General features: G+C 68.2%; 14 protein-coding genes and 1 pseudogene. 10 read left to right on the top strand and 5 right to left on the bottom strand.

Translation table 11 applies throughout. The features are described 5' to 3' along the window. Positions 1-61 precede the first annotated feature (61 nt). The 3 genes from ACFY2X_RS21860 to ACFY2X_RS21850 all read left to right on the top strand — a co-directional run bounded on the left by ACFY2X_RS21860 (position 62) and on the right by ACFY2X_RS21850 (position 5,853). The gene (locus ACFY2X_RS21860; RefSeq protein ID WP_389940413.1) at positions 62-1,231 is read left to right on the top strand and encodes a M20 family metallopeptidase; all 1,170 of its coding nucleotides are present in this window, start codon (positions 62-64) and stop codon (positions 1,229-1,231) included. Positions 1,232-1,795: 564 nt separating this feature from the next. Continuing rightward, on the top strand, positions 1,796-4,939 hold the full coding sequence (locus tag ACFY2X_RS21855) for a BTAD domain-containing putative transcriptional regulator (RefSeq protein WP_389940411.1): 3,144 nt from the start codon (positions 1,796-1,798) through the stop codon (positions 4,937-4,939). Positions 4,940-4,998: 59 nt separating this feature from the next. Beyond that, the gene (locus ACFY2X_RS21850; RefSeq protein WP_389940409.1) at positions 4,999-5,853 is read left to right on the top strand and encodes a PHP domain-containing protein; all 855 of its coding nucleotides are present in this window, start codon (positions 4,999-5,001) and stop codon (positions 5,851-5,853) included. 28 nt (positions 5,854-5,881) lie between these two features. On the opposite strand, the gene ACFY2X_RS21845 is transcribed toward ACFY2X_RS21850, so the two are convergent. From ACFY2X_RS21845 to ACFY2X_RS21835, 3 genes and pseudogenes are all read right to left on the bottom strand, one after another. Continuing rightward, the gene (locus tag ACFY2X_RS21845; RefSeq protein ID WP_389940407.1) at positions 5,882-6,241 is read right to left on the bottom strand and encodes a DNA/RNA helicase domain-containing protein; all 360 of its coding nucleotides are present in this window, start codon (positions 6,239-6,241) and stop codon (positions 5,882-5,884) included. A gap of 79 nt (positions 6,242-6,320) precedes the next feature. Continuing rightward, positions 6,321-6,608: pseudogene (locus ACFY2X_RS21840) on the bottom strand (DNA/RNA helicase domain-containing protein); the annotation flags it as partial. Positions 6,609-6,719: 111 nt separating this feature from the next. Continuing rightward, entirely contained in the window at positions 6,720-7,076 is a 357-nt protein-coding gene (locus tag ACFY2X_RS21835) for a nucleotide pyrophosphohydrolase (protein WP_389940405.1), read from the bottom strand. Between the two features lie 219 nt (positions 7,077-7,295). Here ACFY2X_RS21835 and ACFY2X_RS21830 point away from each other — a divergent pair, with 219 nt between their 5' ends. From ACFY2X_RS21830 to ACFY2X_RS21820, 3 genes are all read left to right on the top strand, one after another. Continuing rightward, positions 7,296-8,192 (top strand): phosphorothioated DNA-binding restriction endonuclease, encoded by an 897-nt coding sequence (locus tag ACFY2X_RS21830; RefSeq protein ID WP_389940403.1) that lies wholly within the window; start codon positions 7,296-7,298, stop codon positions 8,190-8,192. 237 nt (positions 8,193-8,429) lie between these two features. After that, positions 8,430-8,888, top strand: a complete 459-nt coding sequence (locus ACFY2X_RS21825) for a hemerythrin domain-containing protein (protein WP_389940401.1) — start codon at positions 8,430-8,432, stop codon at positions 8,886-8,888. A gap of 228 nt (positions 8,889-9,116) precedes the next feature. Next, a complete protein-coding gene (locus ACFY2X_RS21820) occupies positions 9,117-9,512 on the top strand; it encodes a protein phosphatase (protein WP_389940745.1) in 396 nt (131 codons plus the stop codon). Between the two features lie 104 nt (positions 9,513-9,616). Here ACFY2X_RS21820 and ACFY2X_RS21815 read toward each other — a convergent pair whose 3' ends face one another. After that, on the bottom strand, positions 9,617-10,024 hold the full coding sequence (locus tag ACFY2X_RS21815) for an ATP-binding protein (RefSeq protein ID WP_389940400.1): 408 nt from the start codon (positions 10,022-10,024) through the stop codon (positions 9,617-9,619). Next, positions 10,021-10,293: a hypothetical protein gene (locus ACFY2X_RS21810; protein WP_389940398.1), complete on the bottom strand. Its 273-nt coding sequence runs from the start codon at positions 10,291-10,293 to the stop codon at positions 10,021-10,023. The genes ACFY2X_RS21815 and ACFY2X_RS21810 overlap by 4 nt, the downstream gene beginning before the upstream one ends. Before the next feature lie 210 nt (positions 10,294-10,503). Between ACFY2X_RS21810 and ACFY2X_RS21805 the strand changes: the two genes are divergently transcribed. The 4 genes from ACFY2X_RS21805 to ACFY2X_RS21790 all read left to right on the top strand — a co-directional run bounded on the left by ACFY2X_RS21805 (position 10,504) and on the right by ACFY2X_RS21790 (position 13,070). Further along, entirely contained in the window at positions 10,504-11,358 is an 855-nt protein-coding gene (locus ACFY2X_RS21805) for a helix-turn-helix domain-containing protein (protein WP_389940396.1), read from the top strand. A gap of 20 nt (positions 11,359-11,378) precedes the next feature. Further along, positions 11,379-11,681 carry a DUF397 domain-containing protein gene (locus ACFY2X_RS21800; protein WP_389940394.1) on the top strand — a complete coding sequence of 101 codons (303 nt, stop codon included), beginning with the start codon at positions 11,379-11,381 and terminating at the stop codon, positions 11,679-11,681. A 305-nt stretch (positions 11,682-11,986) separates the two neighbouring features. Then, complete coding sequence (locus ACFY2X_RS21795) at positions 11,987-12,640, top strand: DUF433 domain-containing protein (protein ID WP_389940393.1); 654 nt, start codon at positions 11,987-11,989, stop codon at positions 12,638-12,640. Beyond that, the gene (locus ACFY2X_RS21790; protein WP_389940391.1) at positions 12,621-13,070 is read left to right on the top strand and encodes a DUF5615 family PIN-like protein; all 450 of its coding nucleotides are present in this window, start codon (positions 12,621-12,623) and stop codon (positions 13,068-13,070) included. Before ACFY2X_RS21795 ends, ACFY2X_RS21790 begins: the two co-directional genes overlap by 20 nt. Positions 13,071-13,084 lie beyond the last annotated feature (14 nt).

Genomic DNA, 13,084 nt, shown 5'->3' with positions numbered 1-13,084 from the left:
GTGCCTGCCGGACCGAAAAACGCGTCACCGGCATCCACGTCCACCAGCGCGGGGAGACTGCGTGACCGCCCTCCACGAACGACTCCGAACCGCCCTCCACGACGAGCTGCCCGCCGCCTTTGACCTGCGACGAGAGCTGCACGCCGAGCCGTGCGTGTCCGGCAGGGAGGAACCGACGCTCAAGCGCGTGCTGGACGCGCTGCCCGAAGGCACCGCGCTGGAGCGGGTGGCCGGGACCGGCGCGCTCCTCCGCATCGGCGGAGACGGCCCGGCCGTCGGGGTGCGCGGTGAGCTGGATGCCCTGCCGATCGTCGAGGAGACGGATGTCCCCTGGGCCGCGTGCAACGGCGCCATGCACGCCTGCGGCCATGATGTCCACCTCGCCGCACTGGTCGCGCTGGCCAGGGCGGTCGAGCGCGTGGGGGCGCCCGCACCGATGGTCGCGGTGCTGCAACCACGGGAGGAGACCTACCCCTCCGGTGCCCTCGACATCGTCGAGTCGGGCGCGCTCGACCGCCACCGGATCGGCGCGATGGTCGCGGCACACGTCCAGCCGGTGCTCGCCGCCGGTGAGACGGCCTGTACTCCCGGCGCCGTCAACGCCTCCTCTGACGAGTTCACGCTGACCGTACGGGGCCGGGGAGGACACGCGGCCTACCCCCAGCTGTCCCGCGACCCGGTTCTGGCGCTGGCCCAGATCATCGTGGCCGCCCAGCAGCTCGTCAGCCGTGACGCCGACCCGATGACGCCGACCGTGGTCACCTTCGGGGTGGTCTCCGCGGGCACCGCCCCCAACGCCACCCCTTCCGACGCCGTCGCCCGAGGCACGCTCCGCACCATGTCGGAAGGCTGGCGCGACCAGCTCCACGACCGGTTTCGTGAGATCGCCGACGGGGTCGCCCGTGCTCACGGCTGTGAGGCGGAGGTGCGGATCGCACGAGGGGAGCCGGTGCTCGTCAACGACACCCGGCTCGCCGAGGAAACCGCACGGCTTCTCGCCGGTGCCGCTCATCACACGCCGGCCACCCTGCGTTCCTGCGGAGCCGACGACTTCGCCTACTTCGCCTCGGTCATGCCGTCCCTGATGATGTTCGTGGGCACCGACACGGCGGCGGGGCTGCACAGCCCGGCCTTCCTGCCGGGAGACGAGACCGTGACGGCGGTCGCCGAGAGTCTGCTCGCCGCCTACCTCGCCGCCACCCGCGTGATCCGATCCGCCTCGCACGGGTAACGGCCATATGCGGGCGGGGTGCCACCGCATTGATCGGTGGCACCCCATTGGAACGGAGGCGGATGCTTCCAGAGGACAGGCCGTCGACCTGTCAGCTGTTGACCGTGTCAGCCGTTGACCGTGTCGAGACCGGGCCAGTCGCGGGTCGCCGTGCCGAAGTCCTGGAAGATGAGCCATTCCCTGCCCGAGCCGTTCGCGGCGTAGCCGGTCATGGTCCCTATGGCACGGACCGCAGAGGAGCCGTTCTCCAGGTTGAAGATCGGGCCGCCGCTGTCACCGGGCCGCGGGGGTGGGGCTGAATCCGATGGCGGTCAGAGACGCGGCCATGAGTATGGCGGCCGCACCCTTCCTGATCACTGCTTTCGGTTCCTTTCGCCGATGGGGGCCGCGCGAAGATGACCTTTGCCGTGATGGCGGCAGACGTCACCCCTGTTGTTCACGACCTGTTCACGCCGTGGGCCCCCGAGTGATCTGTAGGCTGCCGACGGAACCCGGCAGATGGATGGCAGCCCGCTGGAGGCGAGGCCTCGGTTTTCAGGCATGTGTTCGCAAGGGGGGAGCGGGATGGAGATCCGACTGCTGGGCCCGCTGGAGGTGCGTGACCAGCGGGGCGTGCTCGTCCCGGTGACCTCCGCGAAGCAGCGAGTGGTGCTCGCCGCGCTGGCGCTCCAGGCCCGGCAGGTGGTGTCGGTCGAGGAACTGGTGGACTGCCTGTGGGACGACCGGCCCCCGGTGACCGCGCGGGAGACCCTGCACAGCCACGTCATGCGACTGCGCAAGGCGCTGTCGGCGACCGGGCAGGTGCCGTTGGCGACCCGCACGCCTGGCTACGTCCTCGACATCGCACCGGACGCCGTCGACGTGCACCAGGTGCGGGCGCTGCGTACCCGGGCCGCCCAGGCGGCGGGGGAGCGAAATCTGGCCGAGGTCGCCGCCCTGCTGGGAGAGGCGTTCACCCGGTGGCGGGGATCGCCGCTGGCCGATGTCGACTCGGTGATGCTGCGCGCGCGGCACGTCCAGGCGTGGGAGGACATCCGGCTCCAGACGCTGGAGGACCGCATCGACGCCGACCTGGCACTGGGACGGCACACGGAGCTGCTGGGTGAGCTACGGTCCCTGGTCGCCTGCCATCCCCTCAGGGAACACTTCCGCGGCCAGCTGATGATCGCCCTGGTCGCCTGCGGTCAGCGGGCCGAGGCCCTGCGGGAGTATCAGGATGCCCGCGGGACGCTGGTCGAGGAGCTGGGGATCGAGCCGGGCTCCTACCTGCGCCGGATCCAGCGGCAGATCCTCAACGCCGTCACCGGTGATGACGCCCTCACCGGCGCCGAGGGATCGGTGCCGTCTCACGGGACGGCAACTCGCCCGCCGATACGCTCCGAGGAGGTGGTGCCGGACGCGTCGGTGGACGCCGGGGAGCGGCCTCAGACGGCGGCGTGTGAGGACTCCGGTCGGGTCGTGCCCGCCCCGGCGGCGGAGGCGGCGCCGACGTCCGGGCAGGTGGCGGCTCGGGCCGTGCCCGCCCCAGTGATGGGAACGGCACCGACGGCTCGGGTCGTGCCCGCCCCGGGGGTGGGGTCGGGGCCGGCGGGCGGACCGGCGGTGGGGACGGGATCGGCACCGATCGCCGGGCAGGTGGCGGCGTTGCTGCCGTTGGACGTGTACGGCTTCACCGGCCGGGCCGGTGAGCTGGAACGGCTGGACGGCCTGCTGACCGCGGCCGGACGGCAACCCACCGCCGTGCTCGTCGCGGTGCTGTCCGGCACCGCCGGGGTGGGCAAGAGCGCGCTGGCGGTGCACTGGGCCCACCGGGTCCGCGACCGCTTCCCCGACGGGCAGCTGTATGTCAACCTGCGCGGCTTCGACCCCGGCGGAACGGCGATGACCCCCACCGAGGCGGTACGCGCCTTCCTGGACGCGCTCGGCGTGCCCGCCACGCAGATCCCCGCCACCCCGCAGGCCCAGGCCGGCCTGTATCGCAGCCTGCTGGCCGGCCGGCGCATCCTGATCGTGGCCGACAACGCCCGGGACGCCGCGCAGGTGCGCCCGCTGCTGCCCGGCGCGCCGGGCTGCCTGGTGGTGGTCACCAGCCGCGACCAGCTGACCGGGCTGGTCGCGGTCGAGGGCGCCCAAGCGCTGGCGCTGGACCTGCTGCCGGCCGCCGAGGCCCGCGAGCTGCTGGCCCGCCGCCTGGGCAGCGCCCGGGTGGCCGTCGAACCGGAGGCGACCGGTCAGATCATCGCCCGGTGCGCGCGGCTGCCTTTGGCGCTGGCGGTGGTGGCCGCCCGCGCCGCCGCCCATCCGCATTTTCCGCTGGCCGCGCTGGCCGCCGAGCTGGGCGCGGCGCACGGCGGCCTGGACGCCCTGGACGGCGGTGATCCCAGCACCCAGGTCCGGGCGGTGTTCTCCTGCTCCTACCAGGCCCTCGACCCTGCCGCGGCGCAGCTGTTCCGGTGGCTGGGCCTGCACCCCGGCCCCGACCTGACCGCACCCGCCGCCGCCAGCCTGGCCGGCATCCCGCTCGCCCGGACACGCCCGCTGCTGGCCGAGCTGGCCCGCGCCCACCTGATCACCGAACACGCCCCCGGCCGCTACGCCTTCCACGACCTGATGCGCGCCTACGCCACCGAGCTGGCCCACGCCCAGGACTCCGCCCCCGACCGGCGCGCCGCGCTGCATCGCCTGTTCGACCATTATCTGCACACCGCGCACGCCGCCGCGCTGCTACTCAACCCGCACCGTGACCCCATCGTCGTGACCCCACCCGAGCTCGGGGTCACCGTGAACCAGCCCGTCGGCCACGAGCGGGCGATGGCCTGGCTCACCGCCGAGCACGTCATCTTGGCCGCGGTGGTCGCGCAGGCCGCCGAAGCCGGGTTCAACACCCATGCCTGGCAGCTGGCCTGGTCCCTGACCGACTTCCTGGACCGCCGGGGCCTGTGGCCCGACCAGGTCGCCGTCCACGAGACCGCGCTGCAGGCCGCCCGCCGGGCGGGCGACCGGACCGGGCAGGCGCATACCCACCGCTATCTCGGCTGGGCGCACAGCCGGTTGGGCCGCCACGACGTCGCCCCCGCCCATTTCCGCAGCGCCCTCGACCTGTATGGCGAACTCGGCGACCCGATCGGTCAGGCCAGCACGCACGGCAACCTGTGCGTGGCGCTGTCCCACCAGGGCCACCACCGCGACGCCCTCGACCATGCCGAGCGGGCCCTGGAGCTGTATCAGGCCGCGGGGCATCGGGCCGGGCAGGCTCGCGCGCTCAACGCGGTCGGCTGGCACCACACCCTGCTCGGCGACCACCACCGGGCCCTGCTCTACTGCGCCCGGGCGCTGGCGATCCTGGAGGAACTCGGCGATCATCAGGAGCAGGCCCACACCTGGGACAGCCTGGGCTATGCCCATCACCGTCTGGGCCGGCACCGGCAGGCCATGACCTGCTACCAGCGCGCCCTGGAGCTGTTCCGCCGGGCCAGCCATCGCTACAACGAGGCCGAGACGCTCATCCACCTCGGCGACATCCACCATGTCATCCAGGAGCCGGAGGCCGCCCGCCACAGCTGGCGGCACGCGCTGGACATCCTCGACCAGCTCGGCCATCCCGACGCCGACCAGGTCCGGGCCAAACTCGACCGGCCCGTCTCCCAGAAGGTTTTGACGAACGCGCCGGTGCGCGCACAGGCATCGGCCTGCGGCGCAGGCCGATAACGATCACTGTGAGCTGGGCGCCGACCCGCGCCGGATGGGATTGCTGAGAGGCTGACGGTATGCGCATCGATCTGCACGCTCACTCCACCGCCAGTGACGGCACGGACTCCCCCGAAACACTGATGATGGAAGCGGCCGCAGCCGGGCTGGACGTGGTGGCGCTCACCGATCACGACACGACCGCCGGGTGGGAGGCCGCCGCGGCCGCGTTGCCTCCGGGGCTGACGCTGGTGCGCGGTGCCGAGCTGTCGGGACGGTGGTACGGCGGCGAGCCGACGGTGGGGCTGCACCTTCTGGCCTATCTGTTCGACCCCGGCTATGAGCCGCTGGTCGCGGAGCTGACCCGGGTGCGCCGGTCTCGTGAACATCGGGCGGAGAAGATCGTGGCGTTGCTGAACGCCGACGGCATCGACGTCACGGTCCCCGAAGTACAGGCTTATGCGGCCGGGGGCACGGTGGGACGCCCCCATCTTGCCCAGGCACTCATCCGGCGAGGCCTGGTCGCGACCGTGGACGAGGCCTTCGCCCCCGAATGGCTGGGCCGCCGCTATCGCCTGGCCAAGGTCGACATCGACGTTTTCACCGCGATCCGGCTGGTGAACGAGGCCGGTGGCGTCTCGGTGCTGGCGCACCCACGGGCGGACGTCCGGGGTCACATCGTGCCCGACACGCTGATCGCCGAACTCGCGGCGGCGGGTCTGTGGGGCGTCGAGGCGGATCACATCGACCACTCGACGGCCGACCGTGTGCACACCCAGCTGCTCGCCCGCAAGCTGGGTCTTCGCTTCACCGGTTCCAGCGACTACCACGGAACCAACAAAACCGTCCGGCTCGGTACCTTCACCACCGACCCACTCGTCTACGAAGAAATGATCGCCACCGCCACGGGCACCACCCCGGTCACCGGATCGTGACGGGACGGCCATCGGCATCGTCCGATTCTCACGGTTGGCCATTCGGCTGGATCAGTTCCGCGAGGAACTCGCGAGTCTCCTCATCGACGGCGTAGATGATCGTTCCGGCCAGTCCTCTTGTCAGCAGCACCTTGTAGGTGTTGCGGATCAGCCGGTCCGCCTGCTCGTCCGTGACGTTCCTGGAGAGAGCGGGATCCTTGCTCGCCTTCCGGATGGTGACGAGTTTGCCGTCGCGGTAAACCAGGTCGGGGCCGATGATCACACCATTCCAGTCGTACTCGAACCCCTGGGCCGTGTAGACGCAGCCGACCTGCCCGAAGCCGCCGTCCATGGTCGCCCACAAGGCGCTCGCCGGGGCACTGCCGAATATGCTCGGCTGCCTCCGCAACGGAACTGCTCGCCGAGGGAGATTTCGTGAACCCGTGAGTAGCCGCGTGACTTCTGATCTCGGTGACGCTGCCCATCTCGCCAGGCCGTACGACCTGGTGTTCGTCCAGCAGGAAGACGGGAACCCGCGCGGCGTCCATCAGCTCGTCGAGTTGGCGGCGGTTGCTGCGCAGGTAGGCCGGGGTATAGCGGTTCTGTGACGTCTCCCGGACCCGATGGGCTTCGTCGCAGACGAGGACGTCGAGGCCATTGCGTTCGGCCGCCATGAAGCTGTTGAAATATTTGAAGAGGTTCTTCACTTTCGAGGCGCCCTTGCCCGGCACCCGGCGCAGCGTCTCGGTGAACGAGCGGGAACGCGTGGCGTGCAGGACGGAGCGTCCTTGCCGTGACAGCTCACCCAGCAGGGACAGCGCGATGACACTCTAGCCCGTCGGGCCGCATCACTACGTCAGGCACATTACAGCGGTCATCCGGAAAAATCAGACGAGTGGGGGCGCCTTTCTGGCCGACCCGCGATAGGCCTCCACGGGGTAGCGCCTCTCACTCTCGTCGAGCTTGGCGTGGGCTGCCTTGAGGAGGTCGATTTTCAGCGCGTCGGCGAGCCTGGTCAGATAGATCATGACGTCGGCGACCTCGGATTCGAGACGTGCAGCCGACTCGGGGTCCTCCATGATTTTGGAGGACTCCTCGGGCGTCAGCCACTGGAGTTCCGCGAGTAGTTCACCGACCTCTCCGGCCAGCGCCATCGCGAGGTTCTTCGGCGTGTGGAACTGTTCCCAGTCTCTGACCTTGGAGAATCGCCGCAGTCTGCCGACCAGTTTTTCAAGCTCCGTCATGGAAGCACGTTATAAGGAGAGAGGAGGGCCTGGGCGCGGCGAAAGACTGTTCCGATGCCCGGAATCCATTTCGATGGGCAGATTCGCTAGGATTGGGCGCTTTGTTCGCCTGATCCTTCTCGTCCCCAGGGAAATACGCGTGCGCCTCCATCAAACGACGGCCCGGAGGCCGATCGGCACCTGTCGCAGGTCAGCATGATCACCATAAGCTGATCGATTATGGACTGGATCGAGCGGATCGCCGGGATCCGGCGCTGGGCTCGCGGTGGCGAGCGGGCGCCACACAAACCGCTCCTGCTGTTGTACGTCCTGGGCCGTTTCCAGCAGCACGGGAACCTGCCGATCCTCTTTAACGCCGCCGAGGCCGACCTCAAGCAACTGCTCAAGGAGTACGGTCCACCGCGAAACACCAGTCCTGGCTACCCGTTCCACCACCTGACCAGCGACGGCCTGTGGCTGGTCGACACCGCCACCGGTCCCGGCAGCCCCGGCCCGGAACTGGGTCGCTTGCGCGACAGCCAGGCCGCCGGCCGGCTGCATCCCGACCTTGCTCGTGCCCTCTCCGAAGACCCCCGCCTGGCAACAGGGATCGCCCGCTTCCTGTTGGACGCGAACTTTCCACCTTCACTGCACGCCGACATCTGCCGACTGGCCGGCCTGGACCTGGACAGCTTGGAGACGGTCACCACAGCCAAACCGACCCCCGTCGACCCGGTCCGCCGTGATCCCGCCTTCCGTGAGAAGGTGCTCATGGCCTACGAGTACGCCTGCGCCTTCTGCGCGTACGACGGATGGCTGGACGGCACCGCGGTCGGCCTGGATGCCGCCCACGTGCGCTGGTGGGCCTTCGACGGACCCGACGACCTGGCCAACGGGCTGTGCCTGTGTGTCATCCACCACAAGCTGTTCGACAAGGGCGTTCTGGGTCTGACGCTCGACCGTACCATCACCGTCTCAGCCAAGTTCGTCGGCCGATCGGCATCGGCACGGGACATGGTGCTGTCCTTGGCCGGGCGATCCGTCCGCGACCCGCAACCAGGCCTGGATGCCATCGGGTCCGACCACATCGACTGGCACGGCCGCCAGGTCTTCCGCACGCCCGCTCGAAACACCTGAACGTCGGCAGACGCCTGGGGTCGCTCCGGATCTGATACTCCAACCCGGTGGTGGAGGAGCAAGCACCGGCGCGCGGCATGGGCCTCCCTCACGAGGCCCATGCCGCCGCTCCCCACTGGGGGTCACGTGGAGGACGACCGGGCCGGTGCGTCGTCGGCGGTCGGCACTCGGCGGTCGTACCGTGGAGGTATCCGCACGCGGCACAGGCCGCGGCAGCGCCCGATCGGGTAGAGGCCCATGTCAGAGGATGCCCTCAGACCTCCAAAGGAGCTGTCGACGCTCCGGGAACGGCGTGTCCACCTGCGGCGCGCCTGTCACGGCCTGGAGATCGCCCTGGCCGCGCCACTGACGGGCCGTGCCGGTGACTGGGCCCGGCAGGTGGCGCCGGCGGTGGCACGCACACGGGAGGCGTTCGCCGCGCACATCTCGATCACGGAAGGCCCTGACGGGCTGTTCGACGAGGTTCGTACGGCAGCGCCCCGGCTGGATGGCATGCTGCGGCAGCTGCATCGCGAACACGACGACATCTCCGCTCGGCTGGCCGCTGCGGAGGAGGAGCTGCGCTCCCCCGAGGAAGTCGACCTGGAGCGGTTGAGAGAGCGGCTGACCACGGTCCTGGCGGTGCTGAGCCGCCATCGCCAGCGAGGCGCTGACCTGCTCTATCAGGCCTATGAGATCGACATCGGCGGTGAGTGACCGTACGGCACGCGGCCTCGCCCACCCTCGGCTCGGCCAGGTGGTGATCTGGTTCAGGGCGGTCTGGCCCGCTGGGCCGGGCTTGAGACGGCCGAGGGCGAGCATCGCGATCGGCGATGCCGGAGTCCTGATCGGAGATCGGGAGGGACCGCGGGAACCGCTGTGCCGGATTCGCGGCGGTACGGTGATCATGTGGTTGAGAACTGGAGTGTGAATGATGCCGGCGTGATGCGGCTGCCCTCGGGGAGGTTGGTCCGGGGCCGTGGGCTTCGCCGCCCGCTCCCTGACGGAGCGGTGCCCACCTTCGCCGTCTATCTACTCGGCAAGCAGCCTCCCGAGGTTCCCTGGGAGGCGCGCTGGCTGCGCTGGCCGGACTTCTGGTTGCCCAGCAGCCGGACGCAGGCTCAAGAGCTGCTCGGTGAGGCATGGGCCCGTGCCGCCGAAGAACGCGTCGAGCTTGCCTGCGGCGGGGGCCGTGGCCGGACCGGAACGGCCCTGGCCTGCCTCGCCGTCCTCGACGGTGTGCCGGCGGACCAGGCGGTGGACTTCGTACGGCGGAACTACAGCCCGCACGCCGTCGAGACCCCCTGGCAGCGTCGCTACGTGCTTCGATTCGCCGGCTGACCGCTACTACGCCACAAGTCACCGCGTCCCGCAGCGCGGGGGAGAAAGGCGCGGGCTCTGGCAGCGGGGCGGCCTTTTCCATCGAGGCGTGGGGGATGCCGAGTTCATGCTTCCGCCAGTTGGAACCAGACCACGCGCCCGGCTGGAGTCTCGTGCCAGCCCCAGGCCGAGGACAGCTCGTGAACCAGCCAGAGCTCGCGTCCTCCTCCGCTGTCGGGGCTCACATCCGGGCAGAGCTGAGGCCAGTGCCCGGCTGACCCGCCGTCGATCACGTCGATGTGGAGCGTTCCATCATGGTTGGCGACGGCCACAGTGACCCGCCCACCGGGAGTACGGCCTGAGTCGGAGTGGCGCACCGAGTTGGTGACGAGTTCGGTGACGAGCAGCAGCGCGTCGTCGGCCTGCGCGTGACTCACGATTTCCAGCAGGTCGCGGACGTACTGCCGCGCCTTGGGAACGGACGCGACCTCTCCGGGAAGATGAACCTGGCCCAGCAGCCCCAGTGCCTTCACTGCGCCGCCTCCATGATCCGCTCCGCCGCCACCCGCATCCTGGTACGGTCCCGCCGGTCACGATCCGGCCGGGTGCCGCCTCGGCTCCAGGTGAAAACCGAGGTGCGGCCCCGCTGTTCTGCGGTCGCCCTGGGCCGACCCGGCGGAAGGAAGATCTCGACACTCGGCCGTCGGCCGGGAGGGAACCTGACCACGGAATCGAACCCGAGATCGTTCAACTCCCAGGCCAGCTCCACCAACCGCCCGCCCCACCCTTGAAGATCGCTCACCCTCATCTGACCACCCGCCCTTCGTGGTTCCCGTAGCTGGTCGGCGCTGGCCACAACCGTCATAGCTACGGAGAGTCGCTGTCCATACGCATAGAGCATGCATCTTGGCCAGCTAGCGCGCTATCGAAAACGCAAATTGCGTCCAAGAAAGCTCCGGAACTCTCTGTGAGCAGTCCGCTACTGTTGGCTTCAACTCAAGGGAGGGTGACCATGAGGCGAGCGGCAAGTCCCACGGTGCGTAGGCGTCGTCTGGCCTCTGAGCTCCGCCGATTGCGAGAGCGCAGGCAGTTGACTTTGGAAGAGGTTGCCGAGCGACTCGCCTGGTCCGCCACGAAGGTCTCGCGGATCGAGACGTGCCGAGTGGGTGTCACCCTCAAGGACGTCGGACGTCTTCTGGACTTCTACGAGGTAAGTGCTTCCAGGCGGGAGGAGCTGATCGACCTGGCGCGCGACTCTCGAAAGAAAGGCTGGTGGCAGGCGTACGACGACCTCCCGACGGAGTACGCCACCTATATCGGGCTGGAAGCTGAGACCGCCTCTATGCGGGGCTTCGCCGCCATGATCGTTCCTGGCCTTCTCCAGACTGAGGAGTATGCGCGGGCCGTCATTCGCGGGGCCCTGGTCATCTCACCTCCAGGCGAGATCGAACGTCGAGTCGAGGTCCGGATGGCTCGCCAGACCCTGCTCTTCCGGGATAACCCCTTGCGCTTCTGGACGATCTTGGATGAAGCCACCATTCGCCGTGCTATCGGTGATTCTGCCGTAATGCAGTGCCAGCTCAAGCGGCTCCTTGAAGTGGCCGACCTGCCCAACATCACTGTTCAAGTGCTTCCCTTCGCTGTCGGAGCTCATGCGGCTACCGGTGGTGCGTTCCATATCCTGGAATTTCCTCAGCCCGCTGACCCGGGTGTGGTCTTCGTGGAGAACCTGACGGGCAACCTATATGTAGAGCGCGAGGCAGACGTTTATCGTTATACGGTGGCATTTGACCATCTTTGCGCCAAAGCGCTGGATCCAGATGATTCCCGGCGTTTCATCGCGAAGGCGGCTGCTCAACTTGGTTGACCCTGCGAAAGGGATATGGCATGTCTGAGCTAGATCTGTCCCATGTCGTGTGGCGGAAGAGTTCCCTCAGTGGAAACGGTCCAGACTGCGTTGAGATCGGTGTCTGGCACAAGAGTTCTTGCAGCGGGGCTGGTCAAAACTGTGTCGAAGTTGCACTTGTTGACAACGCTCAGGCCGAAGTCAAGCACAACACAAACACCGAGCGCCTCTTCCTGGTTCGAGACTCCAAGGACCCCGACGGCCCGATCCTGGCCTTCACTCCTTCCGAATGGGACGCCTTCCTCGCCGGTATCAAGAGCGGTGACTTCGAGGATCTAGTCTGATCACCTGGGCGGTTCGACTCCGTGCGCACGATGCGAATCGGCGACAGAGGGCGGCTGGAGGAGCGGTCACGAGGGTGCGCAGATCGGACGGCTTGATGCCTCCGAGACCAGTTCGGCGGCATCAAGCCGGAGTGTGAACATCAGTCGCTACGACGTCGAGGCCCACTCGTGGGTGGAAGTGCTGTCCCCACCCGAAAGTATCGAAGTAGCTATGGGCGAGATCGTGTAATGCCTGATCAGCTGCGAGAGATTTGCGATGATGCAGGGCAGGAGTTCAGTTCACGATGTGCGTAAGGGGTGAAGTGATGGCTTATGACCCGAAATTAGCTGCGGCGCTGTCGGGTGCCACGCTCCGCCAGCTTGCACACTGGCGTAAAGCCGGTGGGAGTCGTGGCGCGGTGTTGATACCGGAGATCTCCAGTACGCGACCCGTCCTCTATTCCTTCCGTGATGTGGTGGCGCTGAGAACCTGCGTCAAGCTGCGTAACGACGCCTCACTGCAGAAGATCAGAAGGGCTCTCGACACGCTCCGTGACGATCTGAAAGAGCGGGACCATCTGTCGTCCTACACGCTGGTCGCCGACGGCAACACCATTTATCTGGCCGCACTTGATCAAGCGATCGACCTGGTGCGGAAGAAGGCCAACGTGGTCATCCACGAGATGGTGGATGTTCTGCAGCCGTTCTACCGCGACGGCAGGCACATACCGCCATTGCTGCAGCCTCGCTCACACGTGACGGTGGATCCGGCGATCCGTGGTGGGGTGCCTGTGATCGAGGGCACCCGCGTCCCCTATGACGAGGTCGCGGCACTGCTCCGTGACGGGGTCTCGCCGGAGCGGATTTCCGACTACTACCCGAGTGTCACCGCCACGGCTGCTTTGGATGCCGCCGATTTCGCCGACTACGTTGACAGCTACGATCCCCCCAGGGAGCCGCGTGAGGCTGCTGCTGGATGAGAACGTCTCCAGGCCGCTCCACCAAGCCATTGCCGCCTTCGTTCTGGGGCACGAGATCGTCCATCTCCTCGATCTCGACCGTTGGTCCGGAACCCGGGATGAGCATCTCTATCCCCGGGCGGCGGCCGAGGGGTTCCATGTCATTCTGACCAACGATGCTCGACAGATGCAGCGCCCCAGAGAAGTCGAGGCGATCGCCGCTTCCGGACTGCATCGGATCGAATATCCACACAAGCATCCCGGCCTGGTCGGGATTGGCCTTGCGATCGCCACGGTCGCCGCCGGGCTGCCCGCTGCCATGGTCCTCCTCGCCGAGGCGGACGGGCAACGCCTTGTGACGTTGCGTGGCATCGACCCGACCCCGGCCAGTCGTCTGCGCGTCGTCGACCCGGCCGTTGCCCCGCCCAAGTACTGGCCGGACCTGGCGTAGTTCTTCAGCGCGGT

Source organism: Streptosporangium sp. NPDC000396, from assembly GCF_042898655.1.
Taxonomy (GTDB): domain Bacteria; phylum Actinomycetota; class Actinomycetes; order Streptosporangiales; family Streptosporangiaceae; genus Streptosporangium.
Note: the sequence above shows the minus strand (reverse complement) of the source record. Positions and strands in the feature narration are given on the sequence as shown.

What these genes read in the sequence shown, in the direction of transcription:
- ACFY2X_RS21855 (WP_389940411.1), top strand. Translation starts at nt 1,796, where the DNA reads ATGGAGATCCGACTGCTGGGCCCGCTGGAGGTGCGTGACCAGCGGGGC.
- ACFY2X_RS21850 (WP_389940409.1), top strand. Translation starts at nt 4,999, where the DNA reads ATGCGCATCGATCTGCACGCTCACTCCACCGCCAGTGACGGCACGGAC.
- ACFY2X_RS21835 (WP_389940405.1), bottom strand. Translation starts at nt 7,076, where the DNA reads ATGACGGAGCTTGAAAAACTGGTCGGCAGACTGCGGCGATTCTCCAAG.
- ACFY2X_RS21830 (WP_389940403.1), top strand. Translation starts at nt 7,296, where the DNA reads ATGGACTGGATCGAGCGGATCGCCGGGATCCGGCGCTGGGCTCGCGGT.
- ACFY2X_RS21825 (WP_389940401.1), top strand. Translation starts at nt 8,430, where the DNA reads ATGTCAGAGGATGCCCTCAGACCTCCAAAGGAGCTGTCGACGCTCCGG.
- ACFY2X_RS21820 (WP_389940745.1), top strand. Translation starts at nt 9,117, where the DNA reads ATGCGGCTGCCCTCGGGGAGGTTGGTCCGGGGCCGTGGGCTTCGCCGC.
- ACFY2X_RS21805 (WP_389940396.1), top strand. Translation starts at nt 10,504, where the DNA reads ATGAGGCGAGCGGCAAGTCCCACGGTGCGTAGGCGTCGTCTGGCCTCT.
- ACFY2X_RS21800 (WP_389940394.1), top strand. Translation starts at nt 11,379, where the DNA reads ATGTCTGAGCTAGATCTGTCCCATGTCGTGTGGCGGAAGAGTTCCCTC.
- ACFY2X_RS21795 (WP_389940393.1), top strand. Translation starts at nt 11,987, where the DNA reads ATGGCTTATGACCCGAAATTAGCTGCGGCGCTGTCGGGTGCCACGCTC.